Raw genomic sequence first — 20,168 nt, forward strand, 5'->3', positions numbered from 1 at the left:
ACCTGTTGCAGCTCCAAAGGCACGCCTGCCGCCTCGGCCGGCTAGATCTGATCGGCGTAGCTGCGACAACCCGCTTCGGCGGAGGCGAGTGATTGTATGGCCTGCTCGACGGACTTGCCGGCGGCGTCAAGGAGTGCGGTGATGTCCTTGTCGGCGTTCGTCGCTGATCCCCGGATCAGCGCTTGGACCTGCTGGCTGGACTGCTCGAAGCGTTGTTTGAACCCGGCCAGGCTGGCGGCACCTTGGCGCGATTGGTCAGCGAGACCGTGCAGCTGCATCTTCATCTGTTCGACTTGGGACATTGCTGTCTCCTCACTGGGCGATGAGAGGGAGGCTGACCGGATGACTGCTCGCCCAGGCGCGCGAGGCGCCCCAACCATCCGATCAGCCACTGACCGAGGACCCCGTCCGGGCCTCGGCGTCTTGGAACGGCTGCCCCAGCGCTGACTCGCTCTCGAGCGCCGGGGCAGCCGGCTTCAGGGGATCTGCGGCCGAGCCCTCCACAGGGGAGGGGAAGGCTCGGTCGCAGACCAGTAGTGACGGGATCGGTGGGTGTGCAGACGATCCGCTGCACGTGAGGGGCTGAGGACGGCTCCCCGCCGATCCCGCCAGATCAGGGGCCGGGGTCGTAGAGCATGAAGCGGGCCCCGGTGACTCGCTCGAACTCCTGCTTGATCCGTTCTGGGTCACCGATCAGGGCCAGGTGCCGCCAGTCTGGGATTACGACCGCCGTGAGCTCGTAGCGGTGGATCGAGTCGACCATTGCGTTGAAGGCGGCCGGTGCGCTCTCGCGGTGCTCTACATATGTCGAACCCATCGCGAAGCCTTCGACGGCCGCGAACTTCGTCAGCTCGGCCTTCAGCCGCGCGACGTGCTGGTCCGACAGGTATAGGTCTCGCCGGGCGTATCCGAGCAGCAGCGGCCTGGTGTAGTCGGTCACCGCTCTTCGTCCGTCCACCGGCGGAATCGGGCGATGAGGCGATCCCAGAACCGGGCCCACCACCCGCGGCGATGCTGGCCGTTCACGCGTCGGCAGCATCTTGGCTCACCACCGGTGACACCGGCTCAATCGTCACGCGGAGGCTGTAGAAGCGCCGCGTCATGGCCGTCTGATACCGAATGGCCGTCGCAGGCTCCGCGGCGTAGTCCGCGATGACGTGCTCACCGAACCAGACGCGCACACGCCGCTCGGTCGGCTGTGGAGGTTCCGCGAGCGTCGTCATTTGCCGCGCACCTCCCGGACGATGTCGCGGAGCATCAAGGCGTAGAGCACACTGGCCAGCAGCCAGAGGGGCCACATCAGGTGATACATGGTCCTCATCCCCGTCGATTGGGTTATCGGACGACCACCATCCAATGACGCTGCGTGGTAGGAAACGACGGCGATACATATGCGCGACAGGGGTCGAGGCGAGATATGCGTGCCGTGCATATCGGCAGATGGTCACGGGTAGTGTTGCCCCTGTGACGCGCTCCCAGCGGCTGTGTCCTTCATGCGGTGCATATCTGGCAACGGACAACGACGGCGACCAGTGTGGACCGTGCCAGCGGCGTGCTCCCGAGCTCACCCAAGAGGCACCGCGCCTATCAGCTGACTTCTGGCAGGCTGCCACTCTTGTCGAGGCCGCCGCTGAACGACACTTCGGCAAGCTGCTGCTGGCCTACCGCAAGCTCCAGCGCCCTGAACCGACGCAGGCGCTCGTCGGCCAATGGCTCGGACTCACTCAGGGGCAGGTCAGCCGGATCGAGCGCGGCGCGATACCGGTGCGCGACCTCGACAAGCTCGATCGCTGGGCCCGGGCCCTGCACATCCCCGAGCAGTTGCTGTGGTTCAACCTGACGACTCGGCCCGTCGAGCTTGCGAACGAGCATGCCGGTCCGACAGCGTCGCATGCGCCAGCCGTGTACCACGACGGCCAGCATGGCATCGACGCATACACGCGCCCCGACCGCCGCTTTATCGTGCAGGCTCAATCACCTGCCGAAGGAGACGGAGTGCATCGGAGGCAGTTCATCAAGTCGGCCGGCGTGGGTCTCACCGCGGTGGGGGCCAGCCTGCTGGCAGGGACAGTGCCCAGTCCAAACCGGAAAGTCAGCCGCATAAGACCAGACGCGAGTACTGAGATTCGCGAGATGACGCAGGTCTTCCGTCGCCTCGATAACCGGTACGGCGGTGGTCACAGCCGCTCGGTCGCGAGCTCATATCTGAATTCGACGGTCACCCCGCTGCTGCAGGAGAGCACTTCGGGCGCAGGCCGATCCGACCTTTTCGCGGCTGCCGCCGAACTCCACCACTTGGCCGGCTGGATGGCATATGACACTGGCCACCAAGCAGACGGGCACACTCATCTGCGTCAGGCACTGCGTCTCTGTCATGAAGCTGAGGATGAGCGACTCGCCAGCGAGATGTTGGCCGGTATGAGTCATCAGGCAGCCTTCCATGGTGCCCCAGATAGCGCCGTCGACCTGGCTCTCGCAGCCCAGCACAGCGCCAAACGATCTGGCTCGAAGCTCCTGCAGGCCGAGGCGGCAGTCATGGAAGCCCACGGCCTCGCGCTGCAGGGCGACAAGACCGGCTGCCTGGCCGCGCTAAGCCGCGCGGAGGACGCGTTCAACAAGTCCGACGCCGAAGCGCGACCTCACTGGCTCACTTACTTCGACCACGCGTACTTGGCAGCGAAGTTCGCACACGCCTTCCGCGACCTCGGCCTTCCCGGCGATGCCGAACCGTTCGCTCGGCGATCCCTCGAGATGACTGAAGGGTACGAACGCGGCCGCCTGTTCAACACGGCCTTGCTCGCATCCGTCCTGGCGGACCAGCGTCGGCTGGAGGAGTCCTGCGCCCTCGGCATGGAAGCAACGACACTCGCCACGTCGGTGCGATCGATGCGCGGTACCAGCTATCTGGAGGACCTTGGCGCGCATCTGGCGCCATACCAGAGCGTCAAACCGGTCAGCTCTCTGTTCGAGAGCATGATCGAGATCGGGGTGTCACCTCTCGACGAGGTCAGCCGGCCCGGAACGCGAGCACGTGCAGCAGGCCGACAAGGGACGCCGCGCCGATGATCTCGCCGGTGTCGATGCGTTCGCGGATCGAGTCGAGCGGCACCCAGTCGATGCGTTCCGCTTCGTTGATGTCCTCCGGCTCACCGATGTAGTCGGCACCGTACGACACGAACAGCAGGTTTTCGGCGTCCGTCGTCCCGACCGAGGGCTGCAGGGACACCAGCGGCTTGACGTTCCGCGGGCGCCAGCCAGTCTCCTCCTCGACCTCCCGCGCCGCGGTCACGGCTGGATCCTCATCGGGATCGACATATCCGCCCGGCAGCTCCCAGACCCAGCGGTCGATGATGAAGCGGTGCCGCCACATCATCAACACGTTCTCTTGCCTGTCATCGAGCACCACCATCATGGCGGCCTTGGGCATCCGTAGAACGTACTGCTCGAACTGGACACCATCGGGTAGCTCGACGGAAGCGATGCTCAGCCGCAGCCGACGGGTGTCATCGACCAGTCGCTCGCCATGGATCTTCCATACGGTGGATTCCGTACCGCTGTCAGCCGTCACGCTACGACACTACCCAACGCACTTCATCGCAGCTCAATCAGCGGCGCTGCTCGATGTGCGACGTCGGGCCCAGCCGAGTTCGCATATCGGATCTGGCCTCATATGACCTGTGGTGGTGGCACGGAGGACGCGGTCTCTGGCTGTGTCTGCGTAGGATTGTCGATGCCGGTCTCTAGGGTGTACTCGTGACAGTTGCGGAGCGAGGCCAGAGCTATGGCGAGGTGTTCACCCGGCGCTGGGTAGTCGAAGTGCTGCTTGACCTCAGCGGGTACTCAGCCGACCGCGATCTAGGTGCTCTCCACTTGGTGGAGCCGTCGTGCGGGTCTGGGGCGTTCCTCGGACCCGCGGTCGAACGACTCATTAAGAGTGCTCAGAGGCACAAGCGCGACTTTGCTTCACTTGGAGCGGCGATCTGCGCGTACGACCTGCAGCTGGAGCACGTGGAGGCCTCTCGCGCACTGTGCCGTGACCTCCTGGTCGCAGCCGGTTCGACCGCGTCGACGGCAGATGCCCTGGCTGAGGTGTGGGTTGGCCACGCTGACTTCCTGCTCGCGGAGATGGTGGACCGCACCGCGGACGTGGTTATCGGGAACCCGCCGTACATCCGCTACGACGACCTCTCAGATGAACTAGCTAGCCAGTACCGCAGCATGTGGCCAACCATGCGCGGTCGCGGAGACATCTACGTGGGATTCATCGAACGGTCCCTACGGCTGCTGAAGCCTGGCGGGAAGGTGGGCTTCATCTGCGCTGACCGGTGGATGCGGAACCAGTATGGCGCCGGCCTCCGCGACTTGGTCGCCCGCGAGTATGCGGTCGAGCACATCTGGACGATGCATGATGTGGACGCGTTTGAGGCGCACGTATCGGCATACCCGGCAATCACGGTGCTTGGGAACCGAGCTCAGACCTCCGTTGTAGTAGCGGACACAACTGACGAGTTCGGGGCGGCGGGGGCGTTTGCACTTGTGAAGGCTGCTCAGGATGAGACGTTCGAGGACTTTTCGGATGTCGGTGTCAAGGCCCACCGGCTCCCACATTGGTTCGACGGTAGCGAGCTTTGGCCCACCGGCTCGCCAGCACGGCTCGCGCTGATAGAACATCTCAATGACCGCTTCAGCCCTCTTCATGACCTGGAGGGTGGAACCAAGGTTTCCATCGGCATCGCGACGGGTGCAGACAACGTCTATGTCACCAAAGATTCGACTGTCGCGGAAGAAGATCGAATCCTCCCGCTCGCAATGCGGCGTGACCTCATGTCTGGCACGTTCACATGGCAGGGCAACTATTTGGTCAATCCGTGGAATGAGGACGGCTCGCTCGTTTCGTTAGCCGACTATCCGCGGATGGCGGCCTACCTGTCCGAGCATCCCGATCTAAAGAAGCGGTTCGTTGCGAAGAAAGACCCCGCGTCTTGGCATCGTACGATCGATAAGGTGCACTTTAGTCTCATCAATAAGCCAAAACTGTTACTCCAGGACATGAAGTCAACCATCCATCCTGTACTGGAGACAGGTGGCCACTACCCGCATCACAACCTCTATTACGTAATCTCCGACGTTTGGGATATGGAGGTTCTCGGCGGGATTCTTCTGTCTCGCGTTGCGCAGGCGTTCATCGAGGCGTATTGCGTCCGTATGCGCGGCGGCACACTGCGGTTCCAGGCTCAGTATCTGAAGCGCATCCGCGTCCCCCAACCGGACGCGATCGATACCGACGTTCAGGAAGCTCTGCGGGTCGCCTTCCGCGCCCGCGATGCTGTCGCAGCAACAGTGGCAGCAGCTGCTGCCTACGACATCGACCTAAAGGAGTACGAGCTTGCCTGACCACGCACCCGAGGACCCGACCCAGGCCGCAGTATCACTCTTCTGGACCAAGCGCAGCGACCAGGCGGCCAAACTCGCGGACGGCGGGCTCGCCGGCGGGGCGGCTCGGGCGGCGGGTCACATGAACGGCATACGCGACCTCGTGAGCACCATCTTTACTGATGCCGGCATGCCCGCGGACTCGATCGTGTATGAGCCCTTTCTGCCGGGGTTCTACCGAGCGCGGAAGCGCTGGGATATGGCCGTGCGGTACAAGGGCGCGCTTGTCGCAGCACTGGAGTTCAAGAGCCAGGTTGGCAGTGTTGGCAAAAATATCAACAACCGGTTTGAGGAAGCTCTCGGCTCAGGGACGGACACCTGGGCGGCGCAGAGCAAGTTCGAGGCCTACGGCGAAGTGCCACCGTGGCTCGGCTATGTCTTCGTGCTCCGTGAGGATGAGGAGACGGAGCAACCCAACCGTCCTATCACTGCTCTGTTTCCGGCCGACCCCGCCTTCAAGGGGATGTCCTACAACCAGCGCTACCAGGAGATGTTGCGACGGTTCATGGGCGACAACATCTACCAGGCAGGCTGGTTCATCACGACTAAGACCGACGACACGGGGCGTGTGTCCTACACGGAGCCACTCGCGACAGCTACCGGCAAGGCGTTCCGAGTTGCAGTAGAAGGCCGCGTCAACTACGTGCGCAGCGTCGTCGACTGAGGCCTCAGCCTGGTCTAGGCCTTCGACCTTCGCTGTGTCGCCAACGCCGTCCGGCTGAAGATTGTCATCGATACGGATGCCTGGGCGCGTCGCATCTCGCGGTAGATGTGGCAGGGCTATTCGATGAAGCAGGGTCAAACTAGTGGCGCAAGTGTAGGGGAGGCGACGATGGGTCAGATCAGAGTGCGTACGCGAGTTACGACAACTCATGTGGTGCCGTCCTATGGCGGCTTCCAGTTTGAAAAAGAGCATTTGATCGAAATTGCTAACGGGATCGCGAGTGGTTTGATTCCGATGAACTTCCAACATGACTCATCGCGTCCCCTTCATCCCGAAAACATTGAAGCAGGGGTCGAGAAGCTTGAAGACGGTCATTGGGCTGTATGGGCGGACTTCGATATCGACCAAGATGCATGGGCTGAGTATGAGGCCGCTGTCCAGGCGGCTGGCGCTCCTGGAGGCATGTCGGTATCGGTCACGTCGCTGATCCCAGGAATGCCTGCAGAGGCAGCCATCTGGGTCATCGGCGATGCCCATCACTTCAGCGAAGCAGACCTGCAGTCCGCCGCCCGCCTACTGAGCGAAAAGTCCGGTCGGCCAACCTCCGCGAGGCATCTCTACCAGTTCTCGACCGTCCCCGAGGCGCGGGTAGTGTTCGAGATGCTGTACAGCACGGTGATGGCTCTCGGCCCCAACATAGTTGCTTCATACATCTATGATGCGCTGAAGGGTCTGGGTCGCGCTGGGAAAAAGACCATCATCGAACCCTATTTCCGGCGTGAATCAGATGGGTCAGTCGAAGCGGGCTTTCGGGTCGAAACAGCGGATCCAGCCATTACGATGATGGCGATGAACGAGATGGCGCGACTCCTGGAGAACGGGGTCAAGGGGACGTTCATGTTCGACGGCGGCTCGTCGTACGTCGAGGTCGCGAAGCCACCTCGCGAACTTGACGGGGACGATCAAAGCTAGCCCCATCATCTGGAGGCGGTGTAGCGCTTGAGCAACCCCGCCGCTGCGAGGAGCACAGCCTCTGCGCCGTCGCGCGTCCAGGTCAGCCCGGCGGTATTGGAATCGTCGTGATGCGTTGCGTTTGCCAAGCTCCACATGTCCCAGTAGATGGCGGCCCAGCGCTGCTCAGGAGATCGAGTGCTCGCAGCAACAGCGGCGACAGACTTCGAGCTGGGAATATCGGCCAACCGCGGAATCTGCCCAAGCACCCGACGACAGGTGACCATGCACTGCTCCCACTGATGATCACGTAGCTGTGCCCTCATTTCAGCGACATGCTGAGTAGCGCGTGTCAAGGAGCCGGACTCGTCCTCGCTCGCAATGCTGGTTGTGGAGTCGTAAAGCGGCATTGTCAGTCGGACGACAACGCCAACCTCGGCGCCGGCTGGTACGTCACGACAAAGCGCGAGGCAGATTCATCCGTCCCCTATCAGGGAGCCTCTTGCTGCTAGTGGGCGCTCATTCGCTGTTGCCAGCGAGGGACGTGTTAACTATGTCAAGACCGCTGCAGAGCAGGAGTAGGACGCGCGTCCTGCTTAGTCAATCCGAAACGTCTTGTCCTGCGTCTATCTAGTCACCTGTTGCTTACGGCCGTGATGACCTGACTGCAGTCCCGCGGCAATTGACAGTCGTGTCTTGGATGTTGTTGTCCCCCGGCTATTGGCGGGCAACAACATCCAAGACCGATCCGAAACTAGCCTGTAAGTATTCCCCCACAAGATCAGTGCGGTGGTTTAGGTAATCGTCGCTAGTTCCTGGAGTGTCCGGCAGAAACTGAGTTGTCGTCTGCGCGCTGGCCCCAAGATCAATCGCAGCAGCGAGTTTGTATCGACCCGCGGCTCGGACTGTTGCCCGCTCGCAGAGCAACTGGGAGATGATGCGGAGGTGGTCCTGCGTGGGACTTTCCCGATCTGCCAAGCTAACGACCACGATATCGTCTCGCCCGAGCAGATTTTCTCCCGACAAAGGGTCCTTTGGCGCAGTGTGCATAAGCAATGACATAAAGGCTCTCCACAATCCCCCATGCTGCTTGCGAGTAAACGACCTAAGTTCGTCGAGGGTGAGCATCGATCTGCTTATCGGTGAGCCCTTAACGACTGCATCTTGCAGCTCTTGGTAGTCCGATACTGCCTTGGTGCTGGAGGCGACGTCGTAGTCGTGACTGAAGGATCTCGCCCAGAACCACGATTCAAGAAGCGAGCGGTGGCCGTCAAGGTCGTGATCTATCGCCACTGAGGCCAGGGGCAGAATCAGGGCTTTATGTGGCAGCCATTTCGGATTCTCGACGCCAGATTTCAGGACGAACTCCAGGGCGCTATCGAAACCTCTAACAGCGTCGTCCCAGTTACTTTGGATCTCGTCGCTGCTTAGGTCAAGCATCGCGGGCTGGCGAACATCCTTTTTCATTCGCATAGATATGACCTGGAGAACCGACGTTCCGTCATCGTCGACGAAATGGTCGATGTATTGCGATTCGTTGCGAGCCGTCTCCCATCTCTCCCGAAGGTTCCAGTTCGTCGAGTAGGACCGGGCAACGAGGAGATCAAATGTCCCGAGCCGACGGCCGGTCCGATTAACGCGCTCGAAAATTCGAGCGATTGCCTGTGGAGGCTGATTACTCTCTAAGACAACGGACGGGAACATGTAATGGTTGACGTTCCCTAGAACATCTTTATAGGCTCGCGTGAATAGACTGAGAGGTCCATCAATGTTGGCTTCGCGCATAGCATCGAAGACGGAGTCCCGCCACTCAAAGAACTCCGATGCGCTACTGAGGGCGAATAGCGGAACGAGCTTTTCAGCCCCCTGCCTTGTCAGCGGATACTGTGAATCCCATTCCTTGCGTGGAATGACCCGGATCGCAGCTTCAATCGTATCGACGGTCGGCATCTCGCCGGTAAAGGTGGAGACATCACACGCGTACACCGTATCTCCGGTGTTTCGGAATGCGTGATATAAAGCCGTCAATCGTTGCTGGCCGTCGAGAACAACATAATCTGTGGCAGCAGATTTTGGCGGCGCTGACTCGAACTCCCGAACGGCCAGGTAGTTGGTCAACCCTTTCATTATCAGGAGGCTGCCCGCCGGCCAGGCAGAGAGGATAGTCGCGATCAGTGAGACTACGTCGGAGTCACTCCAGTCGAAGTCTCGTTGGAAGTCTGGGAGAACTATCCGGCCGCCATCAATGCCATCTAGCAAGAAGTCCAGAGACAGAGGCCTTGGATTGATGTCGTCCATCACTTCACCTTGCTTTCCCAGATAGAGTTCGCGGAATCAAGCGGCTTCAACTGATCCATCAACCATGCTGCGGGATAGCTTCCGCCGCCAGGCGATGTGTCAAATACAAAAGCCAACTGTTGCCCAATTGGTCCCTCTGCCTGAGCTTTTCCAATCGATACTACGACGACTTCGTCAGCGACCACGAGGTCATAGGTAGGTAAGGACCGATAGGTGACGACGCGGAAATTCGTCCCCTTCTTGAGGTCCTTGACTTCCGAGTTCCACCTGCGGGTGAGGTGGCTTACGGCCGCCTGTATGTTACTCCGGAGTTCGTCAGGTTTCTGACCGCAACTCTCAGCAACTAGGTCGAAGTTGGGGCCGGCTTCATCCGGGACGGCGATGGTGAGCCTGAGCTCTCGCTTCCTCGCGCTAGCAAGCAGCCATGGCTGATTGGCCGGCAACCAGGCACCAGGATCTCTGAGGATGATACGGACATCGGCTGCGTCGGAGAGAACATTCTGCCACTCGACTTGCTCGGCGGGCACTACATCCTGTATGCCGCTCGCGACCATGGAAGATTTCAGACGTAGGTACCGCCGGAGGTCTCGTCCGTACGTTCTGCGCAGGAACGCTTCATACAGTATCGAGATCAGACCGATGGAGATGATCGCACCAAGCAGCTGCTGCAGGGCCTGGTACGTGTTGGATCCGAAGTGGAAGTCCGTGCTGGTAGCGCCTGGAGCAAGGGGCGCCCAGTGCGCGATGGCGAAGAAGCCGATGATGGAGAGCAGGATCACGACGGCGGCAAGCCAACGGCTGCTCGTCTTCAGATCCGAGAACGGCTTGTCAAATCCTTCATGACCCACTGCAGTTCCCACCTGTCGTGACGAGCAGTACCTCAGAGATGACAAACTGTCACGTCTGCTCTAGAAGCTTACCGGGATGGCGCTGGCCAGCTTCGCAGGCTCGCAGTCCAGAGTTCGTGGCACCCGACTTCAGCTGGGACGGGCTTACACTGCATGTCCACTTTGATGTTCCCAGGGTGTACCGGAAGGTTGACATCGGCGCTCGCGCGCCGCATGCTTCGGATGTCGGTACACCCTGGGAACATCGGAGTCGGCATGAAGTACTACACCGCGACAAAGAGTCGGAACGCAGGGCGTGAGAGCTGGTCGGTGATCTTCCGGCATCCGGCAAGGTTGGATGGCGACACGGGCAAGACAGGGCGACGTGTACGGCGGGGCCTGGGGACGACTGACGACGGCGAGGCAACCCGACTCATCGATGAGCTCAACGAAATCTTGTCCACCCCCGAACTGTGGGAGCCGTCATCACGCGGCGCGGCCACCGCCCGGTTCGACCCCCGCGTAGTCGACATCTTCTACGACGGACTTGAGGCGACTCGGGTCGACTATGCGGCCCTTCGCGACCTCGCCATCCCTCAGCCGACGCGAGATGACGGATACCGGACCGTGCTGCTACTTGGCACGACGGGCGCCGGCAAGACCACGGTCGTGAGGCAACTCCTTGGCACTGATCCGACGACAGAGCGATTTCCGTCGACGTCAACAGCCAAGACGACTGTTGCGGATACTGAGCTGATCACCACTGCAGACGGGCCGTTCAAGGCTGTCGTCACCTTCGTGCCCCGCGATGAGGTGATCGACTATCTGACGGAGAACGTCTCAGCAGCAGCTTTGGCCGCATATCGCGGTCGGCCGGATGAGGAAGTCTCCAGGCGGCTACTCGACCACGTCGATCAGCGATTCAGGTTCAGCTACGTGCTCGGCAGGGTCAGCTCGGCGGACCCTGAGGACATCGTTGACGATGACGATGACGATATTGAGGATGACGTAGACCCTGAAGAGTACGGCCAAGTTGACCTTGGGATGACCGCCAAGGTAGTGGCCGATGCTGTTGTGGCAGTCAAAGACGTCGTTGCCCGCCACGCCAAGGATGTTGTCGAGACCCTGGCCGATATCGAGGATGACGAGCGTGTCGTAGCTGAGTACGTCGAGGAGCAACTCGACTCCGATCTCCGCCAAACGGACGAGTTCCATGCCATCGTCGACGCGTTGGTGGACGAAATCGAGAAGCGCTTCACGGCGCTCGAGATAGGTGAGCTGAAACGCAGCCGGCAGGGCTGGCCACTCACCTGGCAGTGGGAGTCCGACGACCGCGCGGCCTTCGTCAAGGTAGTTAGTCGGTTCTCAAGTAACTACGCCAAGATCTTTGGGCGTCTCCTTACCCCTCTTGTGAATGGCATCCGCGTGAGTGGTCCATTCGGACCGGAGTGGGCTTCAGAGTCCGTCCGCTTGGTGCTGATCGACGGGGAGGGGCTAGGACACACTCCTAAATCTGTTGCCACCCTATCGACGCATGTCGCGACTCAACTTCAGGCCGTCGACAGCGTGATCCTCGTAGACAGCGCTGCGCAACCCATGCAAGCCGCGCCAGTTGCCGCCCTGAAAGGCATCGCTGTCTCGGGAAATGCGCCGAAGCTACATGTCGTCTTCACGCACTTTGACCAGGTCAAGGGGCCTAACCTGCCGACATTCTCGGCCCGGGAAGAGCACGTCCTTGCCTCGGTCGAGAACGTGCTCAAAGCAATCGGCGACGAGCTTGGGCCCGCTGCGGGTCGTGCACTCCGCCGTCGCTTCGATTCGGCCAGCTTCTTCGTCGGCGGGATCCAGGAGAAGCTCGACCCGGCCCGCAAGAGCAGCATCCGTAGTATCGACCAGCTGGACGCGCTCCTCAACCTGCTCGCCCACCCCGAGTTGGCCACCGAGGCCGGCGAGAGCCGTCCAGTGTTCGATCGTATGAACCTCTCCCTCGCTGTCGCCGAAGCCGCGACAACATTCCACTCGCGCTGGCGCGGACTCCTCGGCCTCGAGCAAAACCTTGACGCGCCGAAGGAGCACTGGGCCCGAGTGAAGGCGCTGAGCCGGCGACTCGCTGAAGGATGGAGCGATGAGTACGACAACCTGAAGCCTGTCGCCGATCTGCGATACAACCTGCAGATGCAGCTCTACCTCATGCTGCAGCGACCTGTTCGCTGGGACGGCGGAGAGCCGGGGGATGACGAGAAGCAGGCCGTCATCGACGCACTCTCAAACGCTGTCACCAACAGACTCGTCGACCTATCGAAGCGACGCCTGGGAGAGGACGTGCAACGTGGATGGCAGGAAGCCTACGCGCAGCATGGACGCGGATCGACGTTCGAACGGGCTCGGATCATCGCCTCGGAGGTGTACGACCGCGGGGTGCCGGTGCCAACGGTTAGCGCATCCCCTGATCAAAACCGCTTCCTGAAGGACATCGCGAAGCTCGTCGGCGACGTGGCGGAGGAGCATGGAGTCGTGCTGGAGTGAGCACGGCGGCCTTGGCTAGCGCCACAGCGAAGGCGCTGGGGGCGTCATGGCAACGTGATGTCGATGGTCCTCGGATAGGCGAAGGGGCCTATGGTCGCCCGTGCGAGTCCCGCATACGGACACCGTGGCGTTTTAGCGCCTTGTGGATCGTTGTGTGGTCGCGTCCGAGTCGGTTGCCGACTTCGACGAGAGAAGCCCCGTCGTTGTAGAGCATCGTCGCTCGTCTGATTTCCGCCTCCGTCATCCGTGGATAGCGGACCTTGATACCCGCCTCCCGGAGGATCTTGATGACGCTCCGCTTACTCAAGCGAAAGAGCGCGCCAATGGATTCCGACGATCCGCCGGCCTCATACTCCGCCACGATCCTGGCCATCGTCTCGCTATCGAGTCGCTCGTCCAGCTTATGCACGCGCGGAGGCTCGGCGGGCTCGATGGGTCTCGCCTCGTTGATGTCAAGTGCGATGGACTGCGCAAGCTTCTGGAGCCTGTCCAGAAGGAGGGGCTGGTTCGAGTAACGCCGCATAACCTCCACCCTAAGCTCCACCGCAGGTCAGAGGCCGGTTTCCCACTCGGGAAACTGGCCTCTTGCATAATGTGAGTGTCTATCGGTTCGCGGGCAACAGTCCGTCCATCGCTTCGGCTCCCTCGGTCAGGATCCGCCGAAGCCAGTGTCGGTAGACAGTCTCAGTCACCTGAGCGCTCTTGTGGCCGTCCAGTAGCGAGATCTGTTCGATACTCAGACCGCTCTCGCTGAGCAGGGACACGAAGTGGTAGCGCCGGCCTCATCGCGGCGTGCGGAGGTGGAGTACATCGGCTGGCACAGCGGCACCCGGCGGCACAGCACTTCCGGCTACCGCAGCCCCGCCGAAATTCGAGGGACCGAGCAAGATCACGACTGTAGCCTGACCAGGTCATGGAGATGTCCGACATTACGCGTGCGATCGCGGCTGCGACTTCGGTCGCCGCATCGCTCGACCTGCCAGCCAACGACGCAATCGTTCTCCACAACTCGAACAAGCTGGCGCTGCGCCTGACGCCATGCGACGTCTTTGCCCGAGTCGCCCCTGTGGGGCAAGAGGTTGCACAGCTCGAAGTCGAGCTCGCTCAACGGCTCGCCGAGGTCGGATGCCCGGTGGGCGCCCTGGAGCCTCGGGTGGACCCGCTTGTCTACACCCGCGATGGCTTCGCAGTGACGCTGTGGATCTACTACGAGCCCGTGACACCGCACGTCTCACCAGTCGACTACGCCAACGCGCTGGAGCGGCTGCACGCCGGCATGCGCACGGTTGATGTGGCGAGCCCACGCTTCACGGATCGAATCGCGGAGGCGGAAGAAATCGTTGCCAACCCGGATCTCTCGCCGGAGCTCGCCGACGCAGACCGCGTGTTCCTCAGCGGCAGGCTAGAACGCCTGCGACGGGCGATCGAGGACCGCGGCGGCGTGGAGCAGCTGCTTCACGGCGAGCCGCATCAAGGCAATGTGCTCAGCACGAAGAATGGCCCGTTGTTCATCGACTTCGAGACGTGCTGCCGTGGACCCGTCGAGTTCGATCTCGCCCATGTTCCCGAGGCGGTCTGCGAGCACTATCCGGACGTTGACCAAGGACTGCTGGACGAGTGCCGGCAGCTCGTTCTCGCGATGGTCGCAGCGTGGCGCTGGGACCTTGGCGACCAGTTTCCCAACGGGAGACGATTCGGAGAGGAGCTCCTGCGCTCGCTGCGAGAGGGTCCTCCTTGGCCGACACTCGACACGATGACCAGGCGACTGGACGGTCTGTAGAAACCGCCGAAGGTCACTTGAAAGCTGCTGGGGCAACGCTTCCTCGGAGTCGTTCCTCGCCTCACTCGAGCGTGAGCTCATCGACCTGCAACCTGGCCCCGCCCGCGCTATGGCACGGCGTGCGCTGGTGGCGTACATCGGCTGGTACAACGGCACCTGGCTGACAGCGGTCTCGGCTACCGCAGCGCCCGCCGGATACGAGGAACAGAACAAGATCACGAATGTAGCCTGACCCAGTCATCAGCCTTGTCGGTCAAAGCGGGGCATCCGTCCATGGATCGTGGCAGACGTTCATAGAGGCGTCGTACACCGCAGTCTCTGCCTGTGTGGTGAGGCTGAGTCCATGACATGGAAGAGGTCAGGGGTTCGAAATCCCTCAAGCTCCACCGCAGGTCAGAGGCCGGTTTCCCACTCGGGAGACCGGCCTTTGTCTGACTTGAGGGTCTCTTGGTTAGGGCGGCCAGGTCGTCCACTGGTGCATCCTGTTCTGTGCCGATCAGCTCACCGGGCTTCGTCGCATGCCTGCGCCGATCGCCACAGCTCGGTCGGGGGCTACTCGCCCACGACGGGGATTGGCGCCCTGGCAGAGTTGGATACCGGACGCAGAACGTCCGCAACCGGGGATACGTTGGCGGTATGTCCGACTTCACGATCAAGGCGCTCACGCCGGAGACGTTCAACGACTTCGCCGCTCTCGTCGAGCGGAACAAGGGCATGTTCGCCAGTTGCTGGTGCACGCATTTTCATCCCGACTGCGCGGAGAAGGGCCAGAGCCCGAGGGGAACCGGGCGCTCAAGCAACGTCTGGTGGCCGACGGGATCGCGCACGCTGCGCTGGCCTACGACGGCGACCGGGCCGTCGCCTGGGCGGAGTACGGATCACCCGAGGAGCTGCCCAACATCCAACACCGCAAGGAGTACGTCGCCACTGCCGAGCGACTGCCCGACTACCGGGTCACCTGCATCCTGGTCGAGCGCGGCTTTCGCGGTCAGGGCCTGGCGGCGATCGCCCTGCGCGGAGCCGTCGAGCTGATCGCTCAGGCCGGCGGCGGCCTGGTCGAAGGCTACCCGCACGACACCGGCGGGGTCCGGAAGAAGAATTCGTCGTTCATCTACAACGGCACGCGCACGATGTACGAGCGCGAGGGATTCAGCTACGACCGCCCCAAGGGCCAGGGCAACTGCGTGATGGTGCGCGAGGTCGCCCCGGCCACGCGCGACTGATCCGCAAGACCCCGCGTGGACGGCAGCCGGCCGATTGGGGATTCCTCTGGGCGAGGTTATGAGCCGCGCCCTCGAGCAGATGATGCTCTGATGCCGGGTGGACTGAGTCGACGTGCTTGGCACACCACCGTCGTCTTCGGCAGGAGTCGGTTCGATCGAACACCGCCAGTCGTTGCGACATGCATCCGCGTGCTTCGTGCAGGCGATGAGCTGGATCCCGCTGCTGGTAGCGACCAATCGCATCCTTGCTGCAAGCAACCGCGTACGGCTTTGCGGTCAGCGACGAAAGTGTGGTGAGGTCTCGGTGACCGGGAGTTGGCGCAGCGTTCGTAGTGGGCTGAGCAGTGCGAGGATGGTGCCGGTCAGCATGACGAGGCTGCTGATCACCAGGGTGACGCGGAATCCGACCAGGGCACCGAGTGTGCCGCCGAGCAGGGCGCCGATCGGCTGCATCCCATGAACCAGGAATCGCCAGGTGGCCTGAGTTCGGGCGAGGAGTTCTGGTGCGATCAGGACCTGGCGGATGGTCTGCTGGTTGATCCCGTACAGCGTCGGGCCCCAGCCGCGGAGGAGTTGCGCGATGATGACGACCGTCAACACCAGTGCTGTCGGCCCTCCTGCGGCGGCCATCACCAGCCCGGCCAGACTTGACAGCAGCGTGCCGACGATAAAGGCGGGCCCGTTGCCGAGTCGGCCGGTGATCTGCACCCCGATGGTGGCGCCGACGATGCCGGCGACTCCGGCTATTGCGATGACCAGGCCCACCAGTCCGGCGGACAAGCCGAGATCACGGACCAGGAACAGCACCACGATCACCACCTGCATCTGACCGGCCAGGGCGCCGACAGTGGCGGCGACCGTGGTCGCCCGTAGCGCGGGATGCTCGAGCGCTGCCCGGAAGCCGTCCCGGATGCCCTTGAATATCGACGCTCTGACCGGGTCGGCGGCAGTCGATCGGCCCGTGACGGTGATCCGCGCCTTCGAGATGGCCGACAACAGGAACGAGGCGGCATCGACAGCGATCGCTACTGGGGCGGTGAGGAGCTGAACCAGAATGCCGCCGAGGGCACTCCCGCTGGTGGCGACGACGGAGTTGCTGAGCGCGAGCGCGCTGTTGGCCGCCAACAGTTCGCGGCGGGGGACCAATATGGGCGCGAACGACTGGGCCGCGATTGCGGCGAACAGCCCGCAGGTTCCAGTGGTGAGCACGACGAGGTACAGATGCCACATCTGCAACAGTCCCATCGCGGCCAGAATCGGCACTGCTGTCAGCGCGACGGCGGCCAACAAGTCAGCACCGACAAGGACTCGGCGATATGACAGCCGGTCTACCCACACCCCGGCAGGCAGGCCCAAGACGAGGTGCGGCAGGAACGAAACTGCTCCCAGCACACCCATCTGTACTGACGATGCGCCGAGAACCAGGACTGCGGTCAAGGGCAACGCAACGGTCGTCACGCTCGATCCCAGCAGAGAGATCGAGTCGCCACCGAACAAGCACCGGAAGTCCCGATGATCGGCCAAGACACGCCACTGGGCTTTCACCGCTCCCAGTAAACCTGCGCCGACCGCTGTCGGTGTAGAGGTACGACAAGTGCGGATGAAACCAGGATGCGTGTGCCACGCTGGCAGACGAGCCTTTCGAGACGCTGATCCAGGATCCGAGTCGGCTTCGCCGGCTGGTCAGTTGGGTGCCACATCACAGCATCACCGCACAGCCGGTCGTCTTCTTGGTCTACGCCGACGTCGAACGTGCGTACCAGCGCTTGATCGAGATGTTCGACTTCCAGCCTGGCGTCCTCGGCAGGGAACCGGACGGGACCTGCGGGTACGCCGAGGTCTCCGGGCCGATGGGCAACATCCGGCTCCACGGACCCCGGCCGGGGTTGAGCCCTCCGGATCCGTCGTCGGCACCCTCGTCCATGACCGTCGTCGGTGTCGCCGACCTCACCGTTCACCTGGAACAGGCCGCAGCAGCTGGTGCTGAGATCGTCCGGCCTATCTCAACACTCTTCGGTATGCGCGAGTACACCGCGTTCGACCACGAACATCACTTCTGGTGCTTCCAAGAGCCCGCCTCAGGCCTGGACTGACGTTGTGCGTCAGAGAGGTCAGGCCTCGGATGCGGCTGATGCGATCTGGCGGGCGCACGCTTCGGGGGATCGGGTGGTGGTGTTCACCGAAAGGTTGTAGGTCATTCCCTCGTGTACGCGGTCCGCGGACCATCGTGCGAGCCCGACGCGTCCCCTTCGCGCGAGTTCTCGGCGTTCGAGTTCAGGGAGGTCGCAGTGGACCGCGACCCAGAGGACGTCGAGGCCCGCGAGAGTTGTGAGCCAGTGATCTCGTACGTCGGCACCCAGCATCATCTCGTCGACGATGACGCGGTTGCCTGCGTGGACGAACTCGCGGACGGCTCGGTGGAATCCCTTCAGCATGCGCAGGCCGACCGGCCCGTGCGAGAGTCCGGATACCGGCTTGCCGTTTTCGTGCGGTAGGTCGAGGTACTGGAAGCCTTGCGCCCGATGAGCGCCGAGTGGACCACCGGACCACTCGGCGGGAACCATCGCAAGGCACGTGTCCAGCCCCATCAGCAGGTACGGCTCAGCAAGGGAGGCCTGCAGTGCTCTGCCCAGCGTCGTCTTGCCGGCGGACGAGGCGCCGTTGAGGAAGATGATCGATGGTAGAGAGGTTTGGCGACGTCCCAGATGCGGTGCTCGTGGGGACTGATTCAACTCGTCGGCGACCATATGCCGCACCACTGCTCTGCGCCGTATTTTTCGAAGCGGGTCAGTTCGGTGAACCCCAGCTTTGCAGCGAGGCGCATCGAGCGTTCGTTGGCGGTTTGGGTGTAGAGGACCACCGGCTCGCCGGGCGGCGCGCCGGCGAACCAGTCGAGGGCCGCTGTGCAGGCCTCGGTGGCGTATCCGCGTCCCCAGGCGTCAGGCAGGAACAGGTAGCCGAGGGCGACTTCGCTTCGGTCGGGACCTGGGCGCTCCGAGTCGCGGCGGTCGAGGGTGACCGTGCCGATCATCGCTCCGTCGAGCTCGACCACGAACAGGCCGGGGCGTCGAGTGGGCACCTCGGGTACGGCGCGCTCGAGTTGCTCACGCGATCGGGAGCCGCCGATGAAGGTGCCGACGTCCGGTGAGGCGAGGAGGTCGATGATCGCCGAGCGGTCCCGGGCCTCGGGCTCGCGGAGCACGAGCCGCTCCGTCTTGATCGGGTCAGGCGGCCAAGCGACGGGTCCCAGGTCTGCCATGCGCGCAGACTAACCGACGCAGGGACGACCGGCTTGATCAAGCCCAGGAGGTTGTCCCGGTCATGGTCAGCGGACGGCGCACGTCGTACTCGGAAATCCCATCGATCTTGGCGCGCCCGCCACGTACCGAGGCCTCAGCGGAGTTGGCTCCTCAGCAGGGGGTTGCTGTGAGTCTGATGTAGTAGACGGGAGTCCAGTTGGAGAGGTCCCGGACAGGAGGCGGTTCGCAGCCGATCTGTTGCCGTTGGCCCCGGGGATTCTCATGGCGGTGCCGAAGCCTTGGGGGTTGTTGGCGACACCGACGCCGTACCAGTTGTAGAGCGTGTAGGTGCCGTACTCGTAGAACTTGAGCCAGTAGTAGCCGTTGCCGTAGGGGACAGAGGCGCAGGCGTAGCCGACGTCGCAGTTCACGCTGAGGCTGCCCGGTGGGAGGCAGACACGGGACGTAGCTGCCGGTGAGGTTGGCGGTGCTGCGGCTGCTACCAAGTCAGCGGGTGCCGGCTGGGCCGCATGAGCAGGTGTTACACCGGCTACGAGGAGGCCCATCAGTTAGACCCAGTGCCGCGACGGCCATTCCACCGCCCGGTGTCACGAGGCAGACCTTTTCGATCACGCTCGAAGGGTCTGCCTCGCCGAGAGCCGCTCAGTGAAGAGTTCGCTCAGGAGTTCCGGCGGGATGGCGATGGGGGCCGGGCGGTAGGTGGGTGGTTGGTTGGCCAGTCAGCTCTCGAACCTGTCGATCAGAGGGCGTGGGCGGTGATGTCGCCCCTTCGTCGTGGTGATCTCCGCGGACCCGTCGAGCCGGGCGATCGAGACGTCGCCGGAATCGGTGGTCAGCCGGACGTGCGCGACCCGGTCGAGCTGGATCGAGCCGTGCGCGCCCTCGAAGGCGAAGTCGCCGTACTGCCCGGACGCCTGGAGCCCGGCACTGGCCGCATTTTGCCTCGACCTGGGAGCCGGCGGGCAGGTTCACGGTCACGTCGACGAAGCCGGAGCTCTTGAGGAGTTGGTTCTTCACCAGGCCCTCGATCCGCAGTACGCCGTCCGCGTAGTCGACCGCGGTCTGCTCCGCGGCCCTGACGTCGCGGTCCTTGGCGGCGTTCGCCGGCCGGACCTCGACGGTGGCGGCGAAGGTGCGCATTGTCTGCTCCTGCAGTCTGGGTGGGGATCTTGGTGACAGGAGCAACGCTGACCGGGCGTCCCGACA

The 20,168-nt window shown here is 62.7% G+C and carries 20 protein-coding genes; 9 read left to right on the forward strand and 11 right to left on the reverse strand.

Features of this window, described 5'->3' with window-relative positions:
• Positions 1–41: 41 nt before the first annotated feature.
• The 3 genes from E1218_RS21925 to E1218_RS21935 form a co-directional block, all read right to left on the reverse strand.
• On the reverse strand, positions 42–302 hold the full coding sequence (locus E1218_RS21925; protein ID WP_132323071.1) for a hypothetical protein: 261 nt from the start codon (positions 300–302) through the stop codon (positions 42–44).
• Between the two features lie 311 nt (positions 303–613).
• A complete protein-coding gene (locus E1218_RS21930) occupies positions 614–940 on the reverse strand; it encodes a hypothetical protein (protein WP_132323073.1) in 327 nt (108 codons plus the stop codon).
• A gap of 82 nt (positions 941–1,022) precedes the next feature.
• On the reverse strand, positions 1,023–1,223 hold the full coding sequence (locus E1218_RS21935; protein ID WP_132323075.1) for a hypothetical protein: 201 nt from the start codon (positions 1,221–1,223) through the stop codon (positions 1,023–1,025).
• A gap of 241 nt (positions 1,224–1,464) precedes the next feature.
• Here E1218_RS21935 and E1218_RS36685 point away from each other — a divergent pair, with 241 nt between their 5' ends.
• On the forward strand, positions 1,465–3,066 hold the full coding sequence (locus E1218_RS36685; protein WP_202866132.1) for a helix-turn-helix domain-containing protein: 1,602 nt from the start codon (positions 1,465–1,467) through the stop codon (positions 3,064–3,066).
• Here the strand turns inward: E1218_RS36685 and E1218_RS21945 are convergent.
• Entirely contained in the window at positions 3,008–3,568 is a 561-nt protein-coding gene (locus E1218_RS21945; RefSeq protein WP_132323077.1) for an NUDIX hydrolase, read from the reverse strand. The two genes, E1218_RS36685 and E1218_RS21945, sit on opposite strands and share 59 nt — an antisense overlap.
• 185 nt (positions 3,569–3,753) lie before the next feature.
• Here E1218_RS21945 and E1218_RS21950 point away from each other — a divergent pair, with 185 nt between their 5' ends.
• From E1218_RS21950 to E1218_RS21960, 3 genes are all read left to right on the forward strand, one after another.
• Positions 3,754–5,394, forward strand: a complete 1,641-nt coding sequence (locus E1218_RS21950; RefSeq protein ID WP_132323079.1) for an Eco57I restriction-modification methylase domain-containing protein — start codon at positions 3,754–3,756, stop codon at positions 5,392–5,394.
• Positions 5,387–6,097 carry a PaeR7I family type II restriction endonuclease gene (locus tag E1218_RS21955; protein WP_132323081.1) on the forward strand — a complete coding sequence of 237 codons (711 nt, stop codon included), beginning with the start codon at positions 5,387–5,389 and terminating at the stop codon, positions 6,095–6,097. The genes E1218_RS21950 and E1218_RS21955 overlap by 8 nt, the downstream gene beginning before the upstream one ends.
• 168 nt (positions 6,098–6,265) lie before the next feature.
• On the forward strand, positions 6,266–7,069 hold the full coding sequence (locus E1218_RS21960) for a hypothetical protein (RefSeq protein WP_132323083.1): 804 nt from the start codon (positions 6,266–6,268) through the stop codon (positions 7,067–7,069).
• A 5-nt stretch (positions 7,070–7,074) separates the two neighbouring features.
• On the opposite strand, the gene E1218_RS21965 is transcribed toward E1218_RS21960, so the two are convergent.
• The 3 genes from E1218_RS21965 to E1218_RS21975 form a co-directional block, all read right to left on the reverse strand.
• The gene (locus E1218_RS21965) at positions 7,075–7,458 is read right to left on the reverse strand and encodes a hypothetical protein (RefSeq protein ID WP_132323085.1); all 384 of its coding nucleotides are present in this window, start codon (positions 7,456–7,458) and stop codon (positions 7,075–7,077) included.
• A gap of 307 nt (positions 7,459–7,765) precedes the next feature.
• Positions 7,766–9,346: a DUF262 domain-containing protein gene (locus E1218_RS21970; protein ID WP_132323087.1), complete on the reverse strand. Its 1,581-nt coding sequence runs from the start codon at positions 9,344–9,346 to the stop codon at positions 7,766–7,768.
• Complete coding sequence (locus tag E1218_RS21975; protein WP_132323089.1) at positions 9,346–10,194, reverse strand: hypothetical protein; 849 nt, start codon at positions 10,192–10,194, stop codon at positions 9,346–9,348. Before E1218_RS21975 ends, E1218_RS21970 begins: the two co-directional genes overlap by 1 nt.
• Before the next feature lie 255 nt (positions 10,195–10,449).
• Between E1218_RS21975 and E1218_RS21980 the strand changes: the two genes are divergently transcribed.
• Positions 10,450–12,699, forward strand: a complete 2,250-nt coding sequence (locus tag E1218_RS21980) for an ATP-binding protein (protein WP_132323091.1) — start codon at positions 10,450–10,452, stop codon at positions 12,697–12,699.
• An 88-nt stretch (positions 12,700–12,787) separates the two neighbouring features.
• Here E1218_RS21980 and E1218_RS21985 read toward each other — a convergent pair whose 3' ends face one another.
• Entirely contained in the window at positions 12,788–13,222 is a 435-nt protein-coding gene (locus E1218_RS21985; protein WP_132323093.1) for a helix-turn-helix domain-containing protein, read from the reverse strand.
• 390 nt (positions 13,223–13,612) lie between these two features.
• Between E1218_RS21985 and E1218_RS21995 the strand changes: the two genes are divergently transcribed.
• Complete coding sequence (locus E1218_RS21995) at positions 13,613–14,479, forward strand: phosphotransferase family protein (RefSeq protein ID WP_202866133.1); 867 nt, start codon at positions 13,613–13,615, stop codon at positions 14,477–14,479.
• A gap of 806 nt (positions 14,480–15,285) precedes the next feature.
• Positions 15,286–15,702: a hypothetical protein gene (locus E1218_RS22000; protein ID WP_202866134.1), complete on the forward strand. Its 417-nt coding sequence runs from the start codon at positions 15,286–15,288 to the stop codon at positions 15,700–15,702.
• A gap of 276 nt (positions 15,703–15,978) precedes the next feature.
• On the opposite strand, the gene E1218_RS22005 is transcribed toward E1218_RS22000, so the two are convergent.
• Positions 15,979–17,247, reverse strand: a complete 1,269-nt coding sequence (locus tag E1218_RS22005; RefSeq protein ID WP_267900320.1) for an MFS transporter — start codon at positions 17,245–17,247, stop codon at positions 15,979–15,981.
• A gap of 146 nt (positions 17,248–17,393) precedes the next feature.
• Between E1218_RS22005 and E1218_RS22010 the strand changes: the two genes are divergently transcribed.
• The gene (locus E1218_RS22010; RefSeq protein WP_132323097.1) at positions 17,394–17,795 is read left to right on the forward strand and encodes a VOC family protein; all 402 of its coding nucleotides are present in this window, start codon (positions 17,394–17,396) and stop codon (positions 17,793–17,795) included.
• An 18-nt stretch (positions 17,796–17,813) separates the two neighbouring features.
• Here the strand turns inward: E1218_RS22010 and E1218_RS22015 are convergent, their stop codons facing one another.
• On the reverse strand, positions 17,814–18,449 hold the full coding sequence (locus tag E1218_RS22015) for a chloramphenicol phosphotransferase CPT family protein (RefSeq protein WP_132323099.1): 636 nt from the start codon (positions 18,447–18,449) through the stop codon (positions 17,814–17,816).
• Positions 18,431–18,961: a GNAT family N-acetyltransferase gene (locus E1218_RS22020; RefSeq protein WP_132323101.1), complete on the reverse strand. Its 531-nt coding sequence runs from the start codon at positions 18,959–18,961 to the stop codon at positions 18,431–18,433. Before E1218_RS22020 ends, E1218_RS22015 begins: the two co-directional genes overlap by 19 nt.
• Positions 18,962–19,736: 775 nt before the next feature.
• Between E1218_RS22020 and E1218_RS22030 the strand changes: the two genes are divergently transcribed.
• A complete protein-coding gene (locus tag E1218_RS22030; RefSeq protein WP_132323103.1) occupies positions 19,737–20,138 on the forward strand; it encodes a hypothetical protein in 402 nt (133 codons plus the stop codon).
• The last annotated feature ends 30 nt before the right edge of the window (positions 20,139–20,168 follow it).

It is taken from the genome of Kribbella turkmenica (genome assembly GCF_004348725.1).
GTDB lineage: Bacteria > Actinomycetota > Actinomycetes > Propionibacteriales > Kribbellaceae > Kribbella > Kribbella turkmenica.